At 62.0% G+C, this 16,929-nt stretch carries 18 protein-coding genes and 1 other RNA gene; 4 read left to right on the top strand and 15 right to left on the bottom strand.

The annotated features are described in order from the left end of the window. Positions 1–27 precede the first annotated feature (27 nt). Genes HMI60_RS12735 through HMI60_RS12745 form a run of 3 tightly spaced genes read left to right on the top strand, consistent with a single transcriptional unit; the run spans position 28 to position 3,026 of the window. Positions 28–1,434 (top strand): aminotransferase class V-fold PLP-dependent enzyme, encoded by a 1,407-nt coding sequence (locus HMI60_RS12735; protein ID WP_064721721.1) that lies wholly within the window; start codon positions 28–30, stop codon positions 1,432–1,434. Positions 1,435–1,481: 47 nt separating this feature from the next. Continuing rightward, positions 1,482–2,303 (top strand): class I SAM-dependent methyltransferase, encoded by an 822-nt coding sequence (locus tag HMI60_RS12740; protein WP_193589757.1) that lies wholly within the window; start codon positions 1,482–1,484, stop codon positions 2,301–2,303. A gap of 9 nt (positions 2,304–2,312) precedes the next feature. Further along, positions 2,313–3,026: a metal-dependent transcriptional regulator gene (locus HMI60_RS12745; RefSeq protein WP_055972051.1), complete on the top strand. Its 714-nt coding sequence runs from the start codon at positions 2,313–2,315 to the stop codon at positions 3,024–3,026. 18 nt (positions 3,027–3,044) lie between these two features. On the opposite strand, the gene HMI60_RS12750 is transcribed toward HMI60_RS12745, so the two are convergent. Then, positions 3,045–4,499: an MFS transporter gene (locus HMI60_RS12750; protein ID WP_055972048.1), complete on the bottom strand. Its 1,455-nt coding sequence runs from the start codon at positions 4,497–4,499 to the stop codon at positions 3,045–3,047. Positions 4,500–4,530: 31 nt separating this feature from the next. On the opposite strand from HMI60_RS12750, the gene HMI60_RS12755 reads away from it, so the two are divergent. Continuing rightward, the gene (locus HMI60_RS12755; protein ID WP_026266935.1) at positions 4,531–4,905 is read left to right on the top strand and encodes a hypothetical protein; all 375 of its coding nucleotides are present in this window, start codon (positions 4,531–4,533) and stop codon (positions 4,903–4,905) included. A 7-nt stretch (positions 4,906–4,912) separates the two neighbouring features. Here HMI60_RS12755 and HMI60_RS12760 read toward each other — a convergent pair whose 3' ends face one another. From HMI60_RS12760 to HMI60_RS12820, 14 genes are all read right to left on the bottom strand, one after another. After that, the gene (locus HMI60_RS12760) at positions 4,913–5,890 is read right to left on the bottom strand and encodes a S1C family serine protease (protein WP_110504036.1); all 978 of its coding nucleotides are present in this window, start codon (positions 5,888–5,890) and stop codon (positions 4,913–4,915) included. A gap of 173 nt (positions 5,891–6,063) precedes the next feature. Then, positions 6,064–6,432: a transfer-messenger RNA gene (gene ssrA / locus HMI60_RS12765) on the bottom strand. Between the two features lie 101 nt (positions 6,433–6,533). Further along, positions 6,534–7,004, bottom strand: coding sequence for an SsrA-binding protein SmpB (smpB, locus tag HMI60_RS12770; RefSeq protein ID WP_018776399.1), 471 nt, complete (start codon positions 7,002–7,004; stop codon positions 6,534–6,536). Between the two features lie 65 nt (positions 7,005–7,069). Next, complete coding sequence (locus HMI60_RS12775; RefSeq protein ID WP_018776400.1) at positions 7,070–8,485, bottom strand: M23 family metallopeptidase; 1,416 nt, start codon at positions 8,483–8,485, stop codon at positions 7,070–7,072. A gap of 55 nt (positions 8,486–8,540) precedes the next feature. After that, positions 8,541–9,455 (bottom strand): permease-like cell division protein FtsX, encoded by a 915-nt coding sequence (ftsX, locus tag HMI60_RS12780; RefSeq protein ID WP_018776401.1) that lies wholly within the window; start codon positions 9,453–9,455, stop codon positions 8,541–8,543. Next, complete coding sequence (gene ftsE / locus HMI60_RS12785) at positions 9,452–10,216, bottom strand: cell division ATP-binding protein FtsE (RefSeq protein WP_018776402.1); 765 nt, start codon at positions 10,214–10,216, stop codon at positions 9,452–9,454. Before ftsE ends, ftsX begins: the two co-directional genes overlap by 4 nt. Positions 10,217–10,424: 208 nt before the next feature. Then, on the bottom strand, positions 10,425–11,546 hold the full coding sequence (prfB, locus tag HMI60_RS12790) for a peptide chain release factor 2 (RefSeq protein ID WP_018776403.1): 1,122 nt from the start codon (positions 11,544–11,546) through the stop codon (positions 10,425–10,427). A gap of 64 nt (positions 11,547–11,610) precedes the next feature. After that, entirely contained in the window at positions 11,611–12,015 is a 405-nt protein-coding gene (locus HMI60_RS12795; protein ID WP_193589758.1) for a pilus assembly protein TadG-related protein, read from the bottom strand. Between the two features lie 137 nt (positions 12,016–12,152). Beyond that, on the bottom strand, positions 12,153–12,680 hold the full coding sequence (locus HMI60_RS12800; protein ID WP_193589759.1) for a TadE/TadG family type IV pilus assembly protein: 528 nt from the start codon (positions 12,678–12,680) through the stop codon (positions 12,153–12,155). Further along, positions 12,661–13,005 carry a TadE family protein gene (locus tag HMI60_RS12805; protein ID WP_255520200.1) on the bottom strand — a complete coding sequence of 115 codons (345 nt, stop codon included), beginning with the start codon at positions 13,003–13,005 and terminating at the stop codon, positions 12,661–12,663. Before HMI60_RS12805 ends, HMI60_RS12800 begins: the two co-directional genes overlap by 20 nt. Before the next feature lie 86 nt (positions 13,006–13,091). Then, entirely contained in the window at positions 13,092–13,331 is a 240-nt protein-coding gene (locus HMI60_RS21050) for a hypothetical protein (RefSeq protein WP_227453528.1), read from the bottom strand. Positions 13,332–13,525: 194 nt separating this feature from the next. Then, positions 13,526–14,467: a type II secretion system F family protein gene (locus HMI60_RS12810; protein WP_193589760.1), complete on the bottom strand. Its 942-nt coding sequence runs from the start codon at positions 14,465–14,467 to the stop codon at positions 13,526–13,528. Beyond that, positions 14,464–15,318 (bottom strand): type II secretion system F family protein, encoded by an 855-nt coding sequence (locus HMI60_RS12815; RefSeq protein ID WP_193589761.1) that lies wholly within the window; start codon positions 15,316–15,318, stop codon positions 14,464–14,466. The genes HMI60_RS12810 and HMI60_RS12815 overlap by 4 nt, the downstream gene beginning before the upstream one ends. Beyond that, complete coding sequence (locus HMI60_RS12820) at positions 15,318–16,541, bottom strand: CpaF family protein (RefSeq protein ID WP_193589762.1); 1,224 nt, start codon at positions 16,539–16,541, stop codon at positions 15,318–15,320. The genes HMI60_RS12815 and HMI60_RS12820 overlap by 1 nt, the downstream gene beginning before the upstream one ends. Positions 16,542–16,929: the final 388 nt, after the last annotated feature.

Here is a 16,929-nt window from a genome sequence, read left to right on the forward strand (position 1 = left end):
GTGGGGGTCCCTCTTGAGTGAGGTCCCATGAGCACAGTCACGTTCAACGCAAACACCATCCCTTCCTTTGTTGACGAAGCCGCCCTCGAATCGGCAGCTGCGCGTCCCCTCGCCGCCGTCACGGGCGCGGAGCTTCAGGCGCCTCTGATCCAAGGTGGCCACGTCCGCTATGCCAACCTCGACTACGGCGCGTCAGCCCCTGCGCTGACGATTGTTTCCGCCTACCTCAACGAGGTCCTCCCGTACTACGCCAGCGTTCACCGCGGGGCAGGCTTCGCCTCGCAGATCAGCACCTCCGTCTACGAGAATTCCCGGAACATCGTCCGTGACTTCGTTGGCGGACGTGCAGACGATTCGGTGATCTTTACCCGGAACACCACGGACTCCTTGAACCTGCTGGCCGGCTGCCTCCCGCAGGTCGACGGCGAGTTTGCCGGCGAGGTCCTGTACTTGGACATTGAGCACCACGCAAACCTGCTGCCGTGGCAGGGCGTGCCGCACCGCAGCGTGGTTGCGGCGCCGACGCTGGCCGGAACACTGGACAAGATCGAAGCCGAACTGGCCCTGGGCGGCGTCAGCCTGCTCGCCGTCACGGGCGCCTCGAACGTCACCGGAGAGATCCTGCCGATCGCCCGGCTTGCCGCGCTGGCCCACGAGTACGGCGCGAGGATCGTGGTGGATGCAGCCCAGCTCGCTCCGCACCGCCGCGTCAACATCGCAGAGGCTGACGTCGACTACATCGTCTTCTCAGGACACAAGCTCTATGCGCCGTTCGGCGCAGGAGTGGTAGTGGGCCGCCCGGACTGGCTCGACGCCGGGATCCCGCACCTGGCAGGTGGTGGCGCTGTCCGCGAAGCGCGCTTGGACTCGGTCAGCTGGGCCACGGGTCCGGCGAGGCACGAGGGCGGTTCCCCCAACGTCCTGGGCGCCGCAACGCTCGCCCGCGCCACTCAGGTGCTCGCCGGCCTCGACCAGGACGCCTGGCACGCACACGAAGCGGGCATCCGCAGCTACCTGGTTGAGGGCCTGGAAGCCATCGACGGCGTTACAGTCCACCGGATCTTCAGCGATTCCGAGGACACCATCGGCGTGGTCAACTTCTCCGTAGAAGGATTCGACGCCGGACTGGTCGCCGCATATCTGGCGGCCGAACACGGAGTGGGCCTCCGCGACGGACGTTTCTGCGCGCATCCGTTGCTCAAGCGGCTGGGACTGCCTTCGGGTTCCCTGCGCGCAAGCTTCGGCGTCGGCTCCCGGTTGGAGGACGCCACCAGGCTGCTGGCAGGCATCGAGGAACTCAAGCGCAACGGCCTGGGCTGGGACTATGTGGTGGACGAGGGCCGTTGGGTACCGGCCAACGACCACCGCAGCTACCCCGAGTGGGCGCCCAACACCCCGGGCACAGCCGGTGCCGCTCCCTGCACGGTCGACTAGAGGGTAAATTCGTAGGGTACCTCTAACGGCCCTGTGAAGGAGTTTGCGTGTCCCTGCGCTCACCGAACGGCGCTCCAGTCACTCCCGGTCCCGCCGGTCCCCGCGGACCCAAACTCCATGCCTCCCGGCGCCATGAACTTGGCCAAAGCTTCCAGGATGGCGGAGACCACTACGATCGCGTGCGGCCAGGCTATCCTGTGGACTCCGTTGATTGGCTCCTACCTGAAGGGGCATCGACAGCTGCGGACCTCGGCGCAGGAACGGGCAAGTTCACCTCTCTCCTGGCCGGACGCGGACTTGAGGTGGCCGCCGTCGACCCTTCCACCGATATGTTGGCGCAACTGCGAAAGGCCTACCCCGATGTTCACGCGACGGAGGGGACGGCCGAGGCAACCGGACTGGCGGACTCAGCATTCGACGTCGTCAGCGTTGCCCAGGCCTGGCACTGGTGCGAGCCCCTTGCCGCGAGCACGGAGATCGCCCGTATCCTGCGCCCCGCGGGGGTTCTGGGGCTGATCTGGAACCAGCTGGACACCTCAATTCCCTGGGTCCACAGGCTCTCGCGCATCATGCATGCAGGCGACGTCCACAAGCCGGGATTCCGGCCGGTTATCGGCCCGGAATTTCACGGACTGGAACGCCACCTCACCAGGTGGGAGGACCCGCTCTCGCCCGAGGACATCATGGAGTTGACCAAGTCGCGCAGTTACTACCTGCGCGCCAACGAAGCGACGCGGGCCAAAGTCATGGGCAACCTCCAGTGGTACCTCTACGAACACCTTGGCCACGCGCCGGGAGAAACCGTGCCGCTGCCCTACCTGACGCAGACCTGGCGTGCATACAAAGTCCGCGATGCCACACCACGGTAGGCTAGGGGTGTGAAGACCAGTACGCCCTCCTCCTCGATCGAGGACTACGTCAAGGTCATCTACTCCTATACGGAGTGGCAGGACAAGCCGATCACGTCCTCACAGCTTGCCCTGCGGCTCGGGGTCGCCAATTCCTCGGTGTCGGAAATGGTGCGGAAGCTCAAGGACCAAGGCCTCGTTGACCATCAGCCCTACAGCGCCATCCGTTTGACCTCCGAAGGCATGCGCCTCGCTCTTTCGATGGTTCGCAGGCACCGCCTCATTGAGACGTACCTGGTGGAGGAACTCGGCTACAGCTGGGACGAGGTCCACGACGAAGCCGAGATGCTCGAGCATGCGGTGTCCGACACCTTCATCGAACGCATGTCAGCCAAGCTCGGCCACCCCGTGCGGGACCCCCATGGCGATCCGATCCCGTCAGCGGACGGTGCCGTTGACTTGCCGCATGCGTACCGCATGATCGAACTCGACCAGGGCCACTCGGGCCGCATAACCCGCATCAGCGACGAAAACCCCGAACTCCTCCGGTACCTTGCCGCGGAGGACATCGCGCTCGACGCACCCGTTGAAGTGATGGGGCGCAAGCCTTTCGGCGGGGCATTGGTGGTCCGGATAGGCAGCGGCGCTGCCGGTCGGGAGTTTGACCTGGCAGATGAAGTCGCCTCCGCGCTGTGGGTGAAGAGTGCCGGCACCCACCAAGGCTGCGTGCTCCCGGCGCGCTGACCCTTGCGGCGCGGGTGGTCAGCCGGGCTGCCCGACCGGACCGCCGTCGTCGGACGCCGCATCCGGTTCCCGTTCAGCGGCAGCCGCCGCCTCGCGTGGCGGGTTGCGGATCCCGACGGCGGACGCCACCGCGCCGGCCAGGAACAGCAGGGCGGTCACCACCAAGGCGTTGTACAGCCCTTGCCTGGTGAAAACCGGTCCCACAATCACACCCGCGAAAGCGATCGAAATCAGGCCTGCGATACGGGCAACCGCGTTGTTGACGGCAGAGCCGATTCCGGCTTCCGTCGGCGGAACAGCGCCGAGGATCGCGGCCGTCAGAGGCGCTACGAGCGTCGCCAACCCCAGGCCGAAGACAATCTGGCCGGGCAGCACCTGCGTCCAGTAATTGAGGGGCTCCTGCACGGACAGGGACATCAGGAAGCCCACACCGCACAGTAACGGACCGATCGTCATGAACCATCGAGGACCGTACTTGCCGGCCAGGCCACCAAAGTATGAGGCTCCCAGCATCAGGATGACGGTGCCCGGGAGCAAAGCCATGCCGGCCACGGTGGCACCCAGCCCTCCGACCTGCTGCAAATAGATTCCCAACACGAAGAAACCGAGGGATATTCCGGCATAGATGGCCAAGGTGCCGACGTTGCCCCAGGCAAAATTGCGGATCCTGAACAGTCCGAGCGGCAGCATGGGCTCGGGCGTCCTGCCTTCGTGGAACAAGAAGAGGACCATGGCCAGCACACCGAGAATCAGGGGCACCCACACCTGCGGACTCCCCCATCCCATGCGTCCCTGCTCGATGAACGCGAAGACCGGACCGCCCAAAGCAACCATGGCCAGGAACGCCCCAAGATAGTCGATCCGCTTCGTCTTGTCTCTGGCGGCATCGGAGGCGCGAAGACCGGCGAGCATGGGCCAGATGGCCAAGGCCGGAACCACATTGATGAAGAAGATGACCCGCCAGGACAGAAGATCGACGGCGGCGCCACCGATCAGCGGACCAACAATGGCCGCCGCGCTGGTCCATCCTGACCACTGGCCGATGGCCTTCGATTGCGCCGGCCCGGAGAACGACGTGATGATCATGGCCAGCGAACTTGGCACCAGGAGCGCACCTGCGATCCCTTGGAGGGCCCGTGAGACCACCAGGACTTCACCGCTCCACGCCAAGCCGCAGAGCATCGACGTGACGGCGAAGCCTGCCAGGCCCCATTCAAGGATCCGTGCCCGCCCGAAATGGTCCGACAACGACCCTGCCACCAGAATCAAAGCCCCCAGCGTGAGCAGGTACGCATCCACCACCCATTGCTGTATCACCAGGCCGCCACCCAGCTCCCGGCCGATGGCGGGCAGTGCGAGATTCACCACAAAGCCGTCCAGGATGGCAATGAACGACGCCACGATTGCCACCACAAGGACCCGTTTTTGGAGGGGTGTACTCGGCAACAGGACAGGAGCGTCAGTCATGTGCACAGCCTACGCCGCGTAAGTCCCGTATCGTTGAATGGTGATCAGCAGACGTGATGCCGCTTTGGCCCTTGATATTTCGATGGAAATGGCTCAGCGCCACGGCATTCCGTCCCGACTCTCCGAAGCCGAGCTCCGCGACCTTCAGGACAATCCGCCGGCCTGGCTGGCACAGTCCCGGGCCAACAGAACAGGAAAGCGACCTGTCTGGGTCCACCTCACCTGCGCCGTCTGCGGCTATTCCGAGGCTGTCCGACCCAAGAAATGGTGGCCGGACTTTTCCTTCGTCTTCTGCGGAACCCACCGGAACAGTGAACTCCCCAAGCTCTTCCTGGGCGAGGTCCGGAGCGAGTACGAAGGCGTCGGCAGCCGCTTTGTCGGCGTCGTGGATGTTCCGGAGAACAAAGCCTAGGCAACCTTCACTGCTGGCTCATTTCCGATGGATAGGCCGTGAGCTGAACAGTTTTGCCGTCCCGTAGTACTGTCAGCGGAAAAGCTTGCCCGATGGCACCCTCGAACAGCAGTTTCTGCAGGCTTTCCGCGCTGGACACGGCCCTGCCCTGCGCCCGGAGCACGAGGTCCCCCGCCAGTAATCCGGACTTCTCGGCGGGCGAATTGGAAATGACCTCCACCACCCTCAGGCCTTCCTTCTGGCCGGTCCTCACCACTGCGCTTGCATCCAGCGGAATTGGGGTGCTCACCAGGCCCAGATAGGCACGGCGCACTCGGCCATCCCTCAGCAGGGAGGCGATGATGCGTTGCGTTGTCGTATTGATGGGCACCGCCAGGCCCAGCCCCAGACCTGCCACGGCAGTGTTGATTCCCACGATGCGTCCCTTGGTATCCGCCAGTGCACCGCCGGAGTTTCCCGGGTTCAGCGCTGCATCGGTTTGGATGACGTCCTCGATGACCCTCCTATGCTCGCCTGCACGGACAGGGATGGATCTTCCCAGGCCGCTCACCACACCGGCGGTGACAGAGCCGGACAACCCCAGGGGATTGCCCACGGCGACCACCAGTTGACCTACCCGCAGGGAATCGGCGTCGCCCAGCAGGGCCGGCGGCGGTGTGGATTTCAAGCCGCGGACTACGGCCAGGTCGGACAACGGATCTGCGCCCACCAGCTCCACGTCAGTATGCTTGCCATCGGCAAAGACGGCCCTGCCGGACTGGAGGCCTGCCACCACGTGGGCGTTGGTCAGCATGTATCCATCAGCGGTGAAGACCACTGCGGACCCGCTGCCGACCCGGACCTGGCCCCTGCGGCCTGTGCTCATCATTTCGATGGCGGCGACATGGGGTGTCACGGATTCCGCCACGCGTATGACCACTTGTGAGTAGGCGTCCAGGGCTTGCTGCTCATCCGGATCCTGAACAAATTCCGGCTCTATGCTCATTTTGTGCCTCCCGCTGCCTCCGGCGCCTTCCGCCGCCTGCCGGGCGATGCGCCTATCCACTTCAACGATCCACGGAATGCAGGTAGTCCTTGCCGCAGTACGCCTTAGGTGAACGCATCCGGTTCGGGGCACAGGAAAGCCCCTAGACCGCGAGGGTCCAGGGGCTTTCCCAGGGGTGGAGATGGGGGGAATTGAACCCCCGTCCGATGTCGTGTTGTCAGGGCTTCTCCGGGCGCAGTTTGCGTCGGATTTTCTCGGCCCCAGCCATCCTGCAAACAGGTAGCTGATCCGGGCCCAGTCATCTAAGAGTCCCGTTTACCTCAATGACGAAGGCAAACAGCAGTGGCTATCTAAATGACGCCAGGAACCGGGGCGATAGCAACCCCGGGCTGACGGACTGTCTTACTGCTTAGGCAGCGAGAGCGAAGTCAGTGCGCTTAGATTCGGCACTTATTGGTTTGCAGACAGCGTTTACGAGATAATTCTGCATCCTCGGCCCGCTTCACCTGTCGCGACTAACATCGTCGAAACCGATCATCCCCGTATTTTGTTACCAAACCCGACAGAAGGGTTAATCTCCTGTCGGACTACTCATCATAACGCATCCAGCAGGCAAGTAATTCCCCCTGGTACACCCACGTGCCTACCGGCGGTTGCGTTCACGCAGCTCACGGAGCGATTCACGCTTGTCCTGCTGCTCACGGAGGGTCTGCCTCTTGTCGTAGTCCTTTTTACCGCGGGCGATGGCGATTTCCACCTTTGCCCGTCCGTCCAGGAAGTACAACTGCAGCGGAACTACTGTGAAGCCGGACTCGCGGATCTTCTGCGAGATCTTGTCCAGTTCATCGCGGTGCAACAGGAGCTTACGACGCCGGCGCGCGGCATGGTTGGTCCAGCTCCCCTGGTGATACTCGGGGATATGGATACCTTCCATCCACAACTCGTCGTTGTAGAAGGTGCAGAACCCGTCAACCATTGATGCGTGGCCTTCGCGGAGGGACTTCACTTCTGTCCCCATCAGCGCGATGCCGGCTTCGTAGGTATCCAGGATGAGGTAGTTGTGCCGGGCCTTCCGATTGGTGGCCACTACCTTACGGCCACTTTCCTTGGGCACGGTAGAACTCCTTGTTAGTTGCGGATTTGAACCAGTGTACGCCAGAGCGGGCCGTTTCCCGGACCCTAGAGAAGGGTCATGGGATCCACCGCTGTACCGTTCAGCCAGGTTTCGAAGTGCGCGTGGCAGCCTGTGGAGTTACCCGTGCTGCCCGAGTAGGCAATGAGCTGGCCCTGCGCGACCCTCTGCCCGTTCGCCACCACGATGCTGCTGTTGTGGTAGTAAATCGTGGTCAGCGAGTTGCCTTGCACCACACCGTGGGAAAGCTTGACGCGCCATCCACCGCCGTCGGCAGAGTTCCAGCCTGAGTTGAAGACCTCACCTGCGGCTGCGGCGTAAACGGGAGTCCCGCACGGGGCGCCGAAGTCGATGCCGGTGTGCATGTAACCGCCGGTGCCGTAGAAGTCGATGGTGCCGGGCGGCGTCGCGCGCCATCCGAAGCCCGAGGTGATCGGAACATAGCTGGCGAAGGGATGGCGCAGGCCGAACGCCGACGGCGAACCGGCAGCCGGCGGAACATAAGGAGCTTCAGGAGGTGCCGGGCGTCCGGCGGCAGCGGCTGCCGCAGCGGCCGCGGCTTCTGCTTCGGCGGCGAGCCGGCGCTGCTCCGCTTCCCACGCTTCCCGCAGTTTGCGGTCACGCTCGACGATCTCGGCAGCAACAGTGTCCTGTTCCGCCTTCACCCGCGCGAGGTTCGCTTCAATCCCCGGCTTGGCCGCTTGCAACTGTCCGTTGAGGCGCGTGGTGTCCTCGATCAGCTTGTCCACTTCAGCCTTCTTGCTGGCTGCCTCGTCCCGTGCTGATTTCTCCCGCTCAAGTGCCGCGTCTGCCTTGGCCTTGAGATCCTGGATTTCTTCCTCGACCGCCACCAGTCGCGCTTGCGAGTTCACGTTGGTGGCGTTCTGCTGGGTCAGTTTGGTCATGGCCGCGTTCTGGCTTCGCATGGCCTGGTCAGCGAGATCCATGGACTCGGTCAGGTTGCCGGACTCGCTGGAACCGAACAAGAGGGCTACGTTCGTGGGCACGCCGCCGGACTTGTAGGCCTGCGACGCGATCTGCCCGATCAGCTTCTTGGTATCAGTGATCTTCTGCTTGTCGTTTTCCAGCTGCTCGGTGATCTTGGCCTTGTTCTGCTGGGCGAGTTCCACCCTGGCGGCCAAAGCCTCCACTTCCTTGACGGCACTCGCGACGCGGCCCTGCGCTTCAAGCAAAGCCTGCTGGGCGCCGGGAAGGCGGCCCTGGTAGATCACAAGATCGCCGGCAGCCTTCGCGATATTCGAGTCGACGAACTCCAAGGATGCCTGTACCCGTGCCGCCTCTGCTTCCAGTGCGGCCTGCTGGTCTTCGAGGTTGTCCGCATGCGCTGCAGGCGCTCCCGACAGGAGACTGACAGCCAGCCCGACGGCGAGGACGGCACCCAGCATCCGAGCCTGGCCCGACGCAAAGCGCCGACGCAGGGAGTTCGGGTCCAACGTGGTCATCAGGAATCCTTTTCGCTTGCAGCAGTGGTAAGTCCGAGGGACATGGTCTTCATGGCTAAACCTTCAGGTATCGCCGGAGAGTCAACAGCGACGAGATCCCCGCCAGGCCCGCGCCCAGGGCGATGAGCACAGGGGCGATCACCAGGACCTGGGTGGAGGAGATAAACGGAGTATTCAGGAATTGCCGTGAAAGGTCGCCGTTGAGCCAGAAGTGCGCCATCAGCCACAGGGTAACAGAGGCCAAAACCGCTCCAACGACGGCGGCTATGACACCTTCAAGGATGAACGGCAGCTGAATCACCGTCTTTGAAGCGCCTACCAGTCGCATGATGCCCGTCTCCCGCCGTCGGCTGAAGGCCGATAGCCGGATGGTGGTGGTTATCAGGAGGACCGCGCAGAAAATCATCACCGCGGCCACGCCGACAGCCGCTACCGAGGCTCCGTTCATCCACGAGAAGATCCGTTCCAGGACCTGTCTCTGGTCGCTGACTGTTTCAACCCCTGGCTGGGAGGAGAACGTCTCGCTGATGATCTGGTACTTTTCCGGGTTCTTCATGTTGATACGGAATGAGGCCGGCAACTGGTCCTCTGATACCGAATCAACGATCGGAGAGTTCGAGAACTGTTCCTTGAAGTGCTTGTACGCCTCGGCCTGGGATTCGAACTGGAAATCGTTGATGTACTGCTTCACCGCAGGAGACTCCAACATGGCCTGGAGGTTTTCCTGCTGCTCCTTCGTCGCCGGTCCCGACGCGCAGCCGACCGCCGTCGAACCGTCGTTGCAGAGGAAGACCGCCACCTGGACTTTGTCGTACCAGTAGCCCTTCATCTGGTTGATCTGCATCTGCAGCATTCCCGCCGCACCAACAAAGGTCAGCGAAACAAAGGTCACGAGCACAACGGAAATAACCATGGACAGGTTTCGGCGCAGACCGCTGCCGATTTCCCCGAGGATGAAAAGGAGCCTCACAGCTGTGCCCCCTGCGCGCGGTCGAGTTCTTCGCCGCTGGCGTCCCGCAGCCGGCGCGATTCGCCGACTACCGGAATCATCGACGTGTACAGGGCCTTCGCTTCGTCGCGAATGACCTTTCCGTTTTTGAGCTCCACAACGCGGCGGCGCATTTCGTTGACAATGTCGTCATCGTGGGTGGCCATGACCACAGTGGTGCCGTTCTGGTTGATCTTGTCCAGGACGCCCATGATTCCCATCGAGGTAATAGGGTCCAGGTTTCCGGTCGGTTCGTCGGCAAGGAGGATTCCCGGACGGTTGACGACGGCGCGCGCGATCGCGACCCGCTGCTGCTCGCCACCGGAAAGCTCGTGCGGCATGCGCCGTTCCTTGCCTTCAAGGCCCACGGTCTTCAAGACCTCGGGGACCGTTTCGCGAATAATGGAGCGGCTCTTCCCGATGACCTGCATGGCGAAGGCGACGTTGGCGAAAACGTTCTTTTGCGGCAGCAGGCGGAAATCCTGGAACACGACGCCGATCCCACGGCGCAGCTTGGGCACACGCCAACTCGAAATGTTGGCGACATTCTGGCCGGCAACGTACACGGATCCGGCTGAGGCCTTGTCTTCCTTGAGGATCAACCGCAGGAAAGTGGATTTGCCCGAACCAGAGGCGCCCACAAGGAACGTAAATTCGCCTCGGTTGATCTCAAGGCTGACAGAATCGAGCGCCGGTCGGGCATTCTGCTCGTAGACCTTGGTGACATTCTCAAATCTGATCATGGCCCTTAGTACCCCGCCGGACATGACATGAGTCGCCCAGTCCAACAGCCGGAGCGCGGGCTTTCGATGGGGGAAGTGAGAGCACCGGCCACTCGACTATACGCACGGGTAAGCCAGCATTACGGGGCTTTCGGGGGCGTGTCGCGTAATAAGGGCCGAGTCTGGGAGCGCTCTGCCAGCCTCCTGCTAATTGGCTGGCTGCTGCGTCTTACTGGTTGGCCGCTGCGTTGCGGTTACCGGTGCGCCAACGGATGCCGGCGTCGATGAAGTCATCAATGTCGCCATCCAGCACGGCCGAAGTGTTGCCCACTTCGTGTTCGGTCCGCAGATCCTTGACCATCTGGTAGGGGTTCAGCACGTAGGAGCGCATCTGGTCGCCCCATGAGGCTTTGACGTCCCCTGCCAGTGCCTTCTTCTCTGCGTCCTGCTGTTCCTTCTTAACCAGGAGCAAACGGGACTGCAGCACGCGCATGGCGGCTGCCCGGTTCTGGAGCTGAGACTTTTCGTTCTGCATGGAGACCACAATGCCCGTGGGAATGTGGGTCAGGCGTACTGCGGAGTCAGTGGTGTTAACGGACTGCCCGCCCGGGCCGGAGGAACGGAAGACGTCAACCCGGATCTCGTTGTCGGGTATTTCGATTGAATCCGTCTGCTCGATCAACGGGATGACCTCAACGGCTGCAAAGGATGTCTGCCGGCGGCCCTGGTTGTCGAACGGACTGATGCGCACCAGCCGGTGAGTGCCGGCTTCCACACTCAGGGTGCCGAAGGCGTAGGGGGCCTTGACCTCGAACGTGGCGGACTTCAGGCCGGCTTCTTCAGCGTAGGACGTGTCCATCACCGTGGTGGGATAACCGTGGCGTTCAGCCCACCGCAAGTACATTCTCATCAGCATCTCGGCAAAGTCGGCTGCATCGACTCCACCCGCTCCGGCCCTGATGGTCACCACGGCTTCGCGTTCGTCGTACTCGCCGGAGAGCAAGGTGACTACCTCAAGCTCCGCGAGGGCTTTGCGGATGGACGCCAGCTCTTTGGCGGCCTCGGCCATTGAGGCTTCGTCGCCTTCATCCTGCCCAAGTTCGACCAGGACCTCGAGGTCGTCAATCCGGGCTGCGAGCTTTTCGAGTCGTTCGACTTCCGATTGGCGGTGTGACAAACGGGATGTCACCACCTGGGCCGATGCGGGGTCATCCCAGAGGTCCGGGGCCCCGGCCTGCTCGCTCAATTCGGCGATTTCAGCCTTGAGAGCGTCAACGTCAGTGACGTTTTCGATGGAGCCGTAAGTTGCTCGAAGTGCGCGGATTTCTGCGGGAAAATCTATGTCAGCCATGGTTATCCCAGCGTACGCTATCCATCAGGCTCCCTTGGCTGTCCGGCTTTTGTCCGTAGATTCATTACTGCGTGAGCCTCGACCGCGCCGTCGCCCTGACCTCGACGACGATTCCATCCGGCACCAGGAAGTTGATCACCGGCGGGTGGGCGACAGACCTGAGAACCACCACTGCCGTCCCGCCAGGCTCACTTCCGGTTCCCTCCCCCACTTCCAATCGCTCGTGGCCTGCGAAGGCGTTGCTTTTCCCAAGATATGAGACTGCAGCCGCCAGCACCCGGTCATCCATCAGAGAAACAGCAGGTAGGCTCCCGCCCTCCAGGTCACCCACCAGGTACGAGTCTGCGGCTGCGAGCGCGGCTCCGTCAGCCAAGGACAAGAGCTTCTTGTGTTCCAGGTACACGGAGGAAGCGGCCATCACCACTGTGACCAGGAGCAGTGCCAGCACCACATATCCGAGAATCAGCACTGTAATTTGCCCGTCATCGCGGTGGAGGACGCCATTGCGAGGCAGAATGCCAAAGCGATGCGGGCCGCCGTATCTGCGTCCCCCGGGAGGCATGGACGCTGTGAGGGGTCGAGGACTTCTTACGTTTTGTTTCCGGGTCATTGGTAGCGACCAACTATCTGCGTGGCCGAGGCGGATACCTTACTGGCACTGAGCTTCAGGGTGTCACCGAACGGGACCATGGGAAGCAGAACATCGACGTGGACAGTAACGGTGACACTTGCCCCTGCTGTCAGACAATTTTCCCGATCACACGAAATCTCCACGGTGGCCTGATCCGGCGTATGCCCGTAGTCGGCCAGCGCCACAATTACGGACTGCTCCGCCGCTTTCCTCGCGCTTGCCGGGTCATGCTGAAGGACGAAAACTTTCGCGGCCTGGTCGGCCGCTCCGACCACTCCAAACGATGCGCCCTGGATTTGCCCAATGGTCACCACGAAGTAAATCAGTGGCACCATCAACAGGACTGCGAGAAAGGTAAATTCCACGACGGCGCTCCCCCTTTGCCCTTCGATGTTCCGGTTGCGCCCTTCGACCGACAGTTCGGATAAGCACAGGACATAGCACATCCTTAGCCGGAGCGCTTTGCCAAATGAATGTGCCGCTTCAACCAGGAAGGGCGGCATGGCCGTGCACCTCCATCAGGCCTTGAGGTCCAACCAACCCAAGGACCGGCATCGGCGCCTTCACCGTCACCTCCAGCGTGCGGATGCCGTCCATGACCTCTTCGCTCGTGGTGATGCTTTGCGCGAAACCCTCGTTCAGGGCCGCGGTAATCAGCTCCGCCGTCCGGGCTTTTGCCTCCGATGACGTCCTGTCGGCCAGCGCGCCGTACCTCGCTCCCGAAGCTGCAGCGTCAACGAGCGTGTTGCGTACATGCAACACCAGCATCAGTTGAATGACCGACATGCAGAGCAGGGTCAACAGCGCTCCAACCAATACGAAGTCCACGACAGCCGTTCCTCGTTCTCCGGTGGCCCGGGTCGGGTCTGAAGGGCGAAGGACAGTGGAGAACAGGGCCTGCCCCTCCACGCGGCCTATTTGCCCACCTTCGACATGGCCTGAGTGAACAAGTCATTCAAGGCAGGTGTGGCGAGGGCAAGAAGTCCAGCGACCAAGACCGCTGACATGAGAGTGATCATGACCCATCCAGGCACGTCTCCTCGTTCTTGCTCCTCTGGCTGCGGTGCCGCCCGTAAAACGAAGTCAGTGAGCAAAGCCCGCCCCGACACGGTACGGACTGGTGCAATGGGCGACCTGCTGGCAAGTATTTTCATGATTCTCCCCAATAACGGTGATACGGCGTTGTCGCTGTGGTGCTGTGGTGCTGAGTGACAGTGATGCTGTGTTGTTGCTGTATTGCTGTGTTGTTGCTGTATTGCTGTGTTGCTGTGTTGCTGTGTTGTGACTGTGGCGCGCTGCTGCTCCCGCTTGTTCCGGGCCGCATTCCTGCAGGAGGAGATGCAAGGGACTAGAGGCTCATCTGCAGGGCTGCGATGGCTGGAAAAGCGGCAAACACGACCGTTAGTGGCAGCACACCGAAGACGAGGGGCACCATCATGGCTATCTCCTTGCGGCCTGCGGATTCCATCAGCTCCCGCTTGGCGGCATCCCGGACATCGGCGGCCTGTGCCCGAAGCACATCTGCCAGTGGGGTCCCGCGTTCGACAGCCACCACCAAGCCATCAAAGAACCTGACCAGTGGTGGTAACTCCGCTCGGCTGGAAAAGGACTGAAGTGCTTCCGCCAGAGGCTTGCCGGACCGGGCATCCGCAAGAATCAGCGCGAACTCGTTGGAGAGTTCCCCTTGGGAGCTACGGCTCACCCGGTCCATCGCGCCCATCGCGCTTTCGCCCGCAGCTACGGCCAGAGCCATCAGCTCAGCAAGGCTTGGAAACTCGGACAGCATCCTTCTCTCACGTCGCTTGATCTGCTGCCCCAGAACCATGTCGCGGAGCACATACCCGCCCAAGGCGGCCCCAACGACCAAGACGCAGGACACCGCCGGATTGAACTGCCCGGATGCCGCGCGTGCTGTGACCACGATCAACGCCACGACCAGACCTCCGCTGGCCCAAAGGATCTGCTCGACCCTGTAGTCAAGGATCGTTTTGGAGGACCCGGAGCGGGCCAGCCTCTTTGCCGCGACGGCGGAGCCAACGTTCAACCGCGACATGTTTTTCACCGCGTCCCGAAAGATGGGGCGAAGAATTCGTTCCAATGGTCCAAAAGGTGTGAGGTCCGGCTCTTGCGCAAGCAGGAGGCGTGACTCGAGGTTCCTGGATTTCAGCTGAGGGCTGATGCGCTCCGTAAAAGTCATTCCCCGCAGGAACGGCAGACGCGTCAAGACGAGCCAGCATCCAATTCCAAGGACGGCGCCGAAGACCGCGGCCCAAGCCGTCGACGTACTCATCGCAGAACGCGTTCATCATCAGGCAACGCACCAATTCGAAGCATCAAGGAATAGCAGCACACGGAAACCAGCAAGCCAGCGAGAAGCACCATTGCTCCCAGGGTTGAGTTGTAGGCCGGCATCGCTTCCGGACGGCTGGCCATCAACACCAGGACGATCCACGGGGCCGCGACTGCCAACCTCGCAGCGTTGACAGTCCATGATTGCCTGGCTTCCAGCTCACTCCGGGTGCGGGAGTTGTCCCTGAGGAAGTCGGACAAAGTCCCCAGCATTCGGCCCAGGTCGGATCCGCCAACCTCGCGGGTCATTCGAAGGGCTTCAATGATGCGATCGGCCACCGGATCCGCGAGACGGTCCTTAAGCCTGTCCAACGCAGTCTCAAAATGCCCACCGGAGCGGTAGTCGGCACCAAAATCCAGGAAAAGCCGCCGCAATTCCTCCGGTCCTTTGGATCCAAGCTGAATGAGCGCTTCAGGCAGGGCAAGGCCTGCGCGAATAGCCGAGCGCAGGTGGTCCACGACATCCGGCCACAACAAGCGAAGCGCCGCACGACGCTTTCGCGCCCTCCGCCTCACGATTGCCAAGGGGGCCCAGGAACCGAACAACCCGAAGCATAGCGCGACCACCGGCGCCCTTGTGATGAGGAAGAAGACCGCCATGACTGCACACCCAAAACCCCCGCAGCTGAGGAGCAAGGCTGGTCCTGTGACCTTTTCAATCCCTGCTGACAAAAGCAATTGGTCCAGGCGGCGTCGTTTCTTTTTCCGTGGCCTGGCTGTGGGTTGATCCCAGGTGGACCACCAGATAAGGAAAAGTCCCAAGCCACACAGAATGCCCAGGAGAGGCGGCATCAGTTCACCTCCAACAGCGCGGAGACGTCGAAGCCTGCGCGGGCAAACTTTTCCGCAGCGGGCATCGCGTTGGGCCTCGGCTGCAGTTGGCCTGCTGACATCCCAAAGACGGTGGAGGATTCGATGATCCCGTTTTCAACCCTTCGCCCCAAAGCAAGGACCTCCGTTATCTGCCTTCGCCCTGTCGGATGCCTGCCGCAATGCACCACCAGATCAATGCACGACGCCACTGTGGGGACCACAAAGGCACTGGCAATGTTGGCTCCGGCGAGAAGGGGCAATGTGCAGATCTTGGTTACGGCGTCGTGGGCAGAATTGGCATGCACAGTGCACATACCGGGAAGCCCGGAGTTGAGGGCGATGAGCATGTCCAGGCTTTCGGCTTCGCGGACTTCGCCCACAATGAGCCTGTCCGGCCGCATTCGAAGGGCTTCCTTGACGAGCCGCCGCAAAGGGATTTCGCCCTCACCCTCCAGATTCGGTTGACGGCACTGAAGTCCGATGACATCCCGTAAGGGAAGCTGGAGTTCAAAGATTTCCTCCACCGTGATGACCCGCTCGCGTGAACCTATGTGCGCTCCCAGGCAATTGAGAAGGGTGGTCTTTCCCGCCTGCGTGGCGCCGGAGACAAGAATGTTGAGGCCGCTCGCTACTGCCGCGCCCAGGAACCTCGCAGCTTGTGGTGTCAGGCTGCCGAGCTCTATCAGGTGCTCCAGGCGGCTGGCGCGCGCGGTGAACTTCCTGATGTTCACCGCCCAGTGCCTCCGGGTGATGTCCGGGATTGCCACATGCAGCCTCGAACCGTCCGGAAGTGCGGCGTCCACGAAGGGCGATGACAAGTCCAGTCGTCGTCCGGAAGTCTTAAGCATTCTCTCTACCAGGTCCCGGACCTGCTGCTCAGTGAGGCTGATCGTAGTCAGCTCGGATTCACCATTTCGGGCCACGTAGACCTCGTGGGGAGCATTGATCCAAAGCTCCTCGATCGACTCATCGTCCAGAAGCGGCTGCAATGGCCCGAACCCCGCGACAGCGTCGTAAATCAGACGACGCGCCGACTCGAGGTGACCCAAGGGAGGAAGCGGAGCGAGGAGGGCCCGTTCGTCGTAGTCGTTGACTGCCGCGTCCACCAGGCTTCGGACATCACCAGCCTGTTCCAGTGGATCCAGGCCACGACGCCGGATGAGCTCCCTGACCTCCCCCTCGACGATCCTTACAGCATCCACAGCTCTCCCCCGATGGTCACGATTGCGTAAACGAGAGGCGCATCTCGAGTGACTTACGCTAAGCGAGCCCAAGGTCCGCCTCAAGTCAGTCCGGACGGCATGTGGATAACTTGGGATCACTGGTCCCGGGGGCATCGTGAATCCCACTAGTCACTCCTGTTTCAGAATGTTAGGGTAAAGCCCGTTAGGAGCTGGCCTTTGGTCTCACGCGCAGGCGCCCCGGAGCTTGTCCCTAAGCCACACCATGCACCGCTGAGCCGCGGTACAGGGCCGGATGTGATGATGAAACGTAAATTTTTGGACCCGGTCGGACGCATCCCCATGGTGCGGGCAGGGCTGGCGCTCACCGTCGCCCTTACGGCAGGCAGTTTCCTTTGCGCGCCCGCAT

This window comes from Paenarthrobacter sp. YJN-D (genome assembly GCF_015040335.1).
Taxonomy (GTDB): Bacteria; Actinomycetota; Actinomycetes; order Actinomycetales; family Micrococcaceae; genus Arthrobacter; species Arthrobacter nicotinovorans.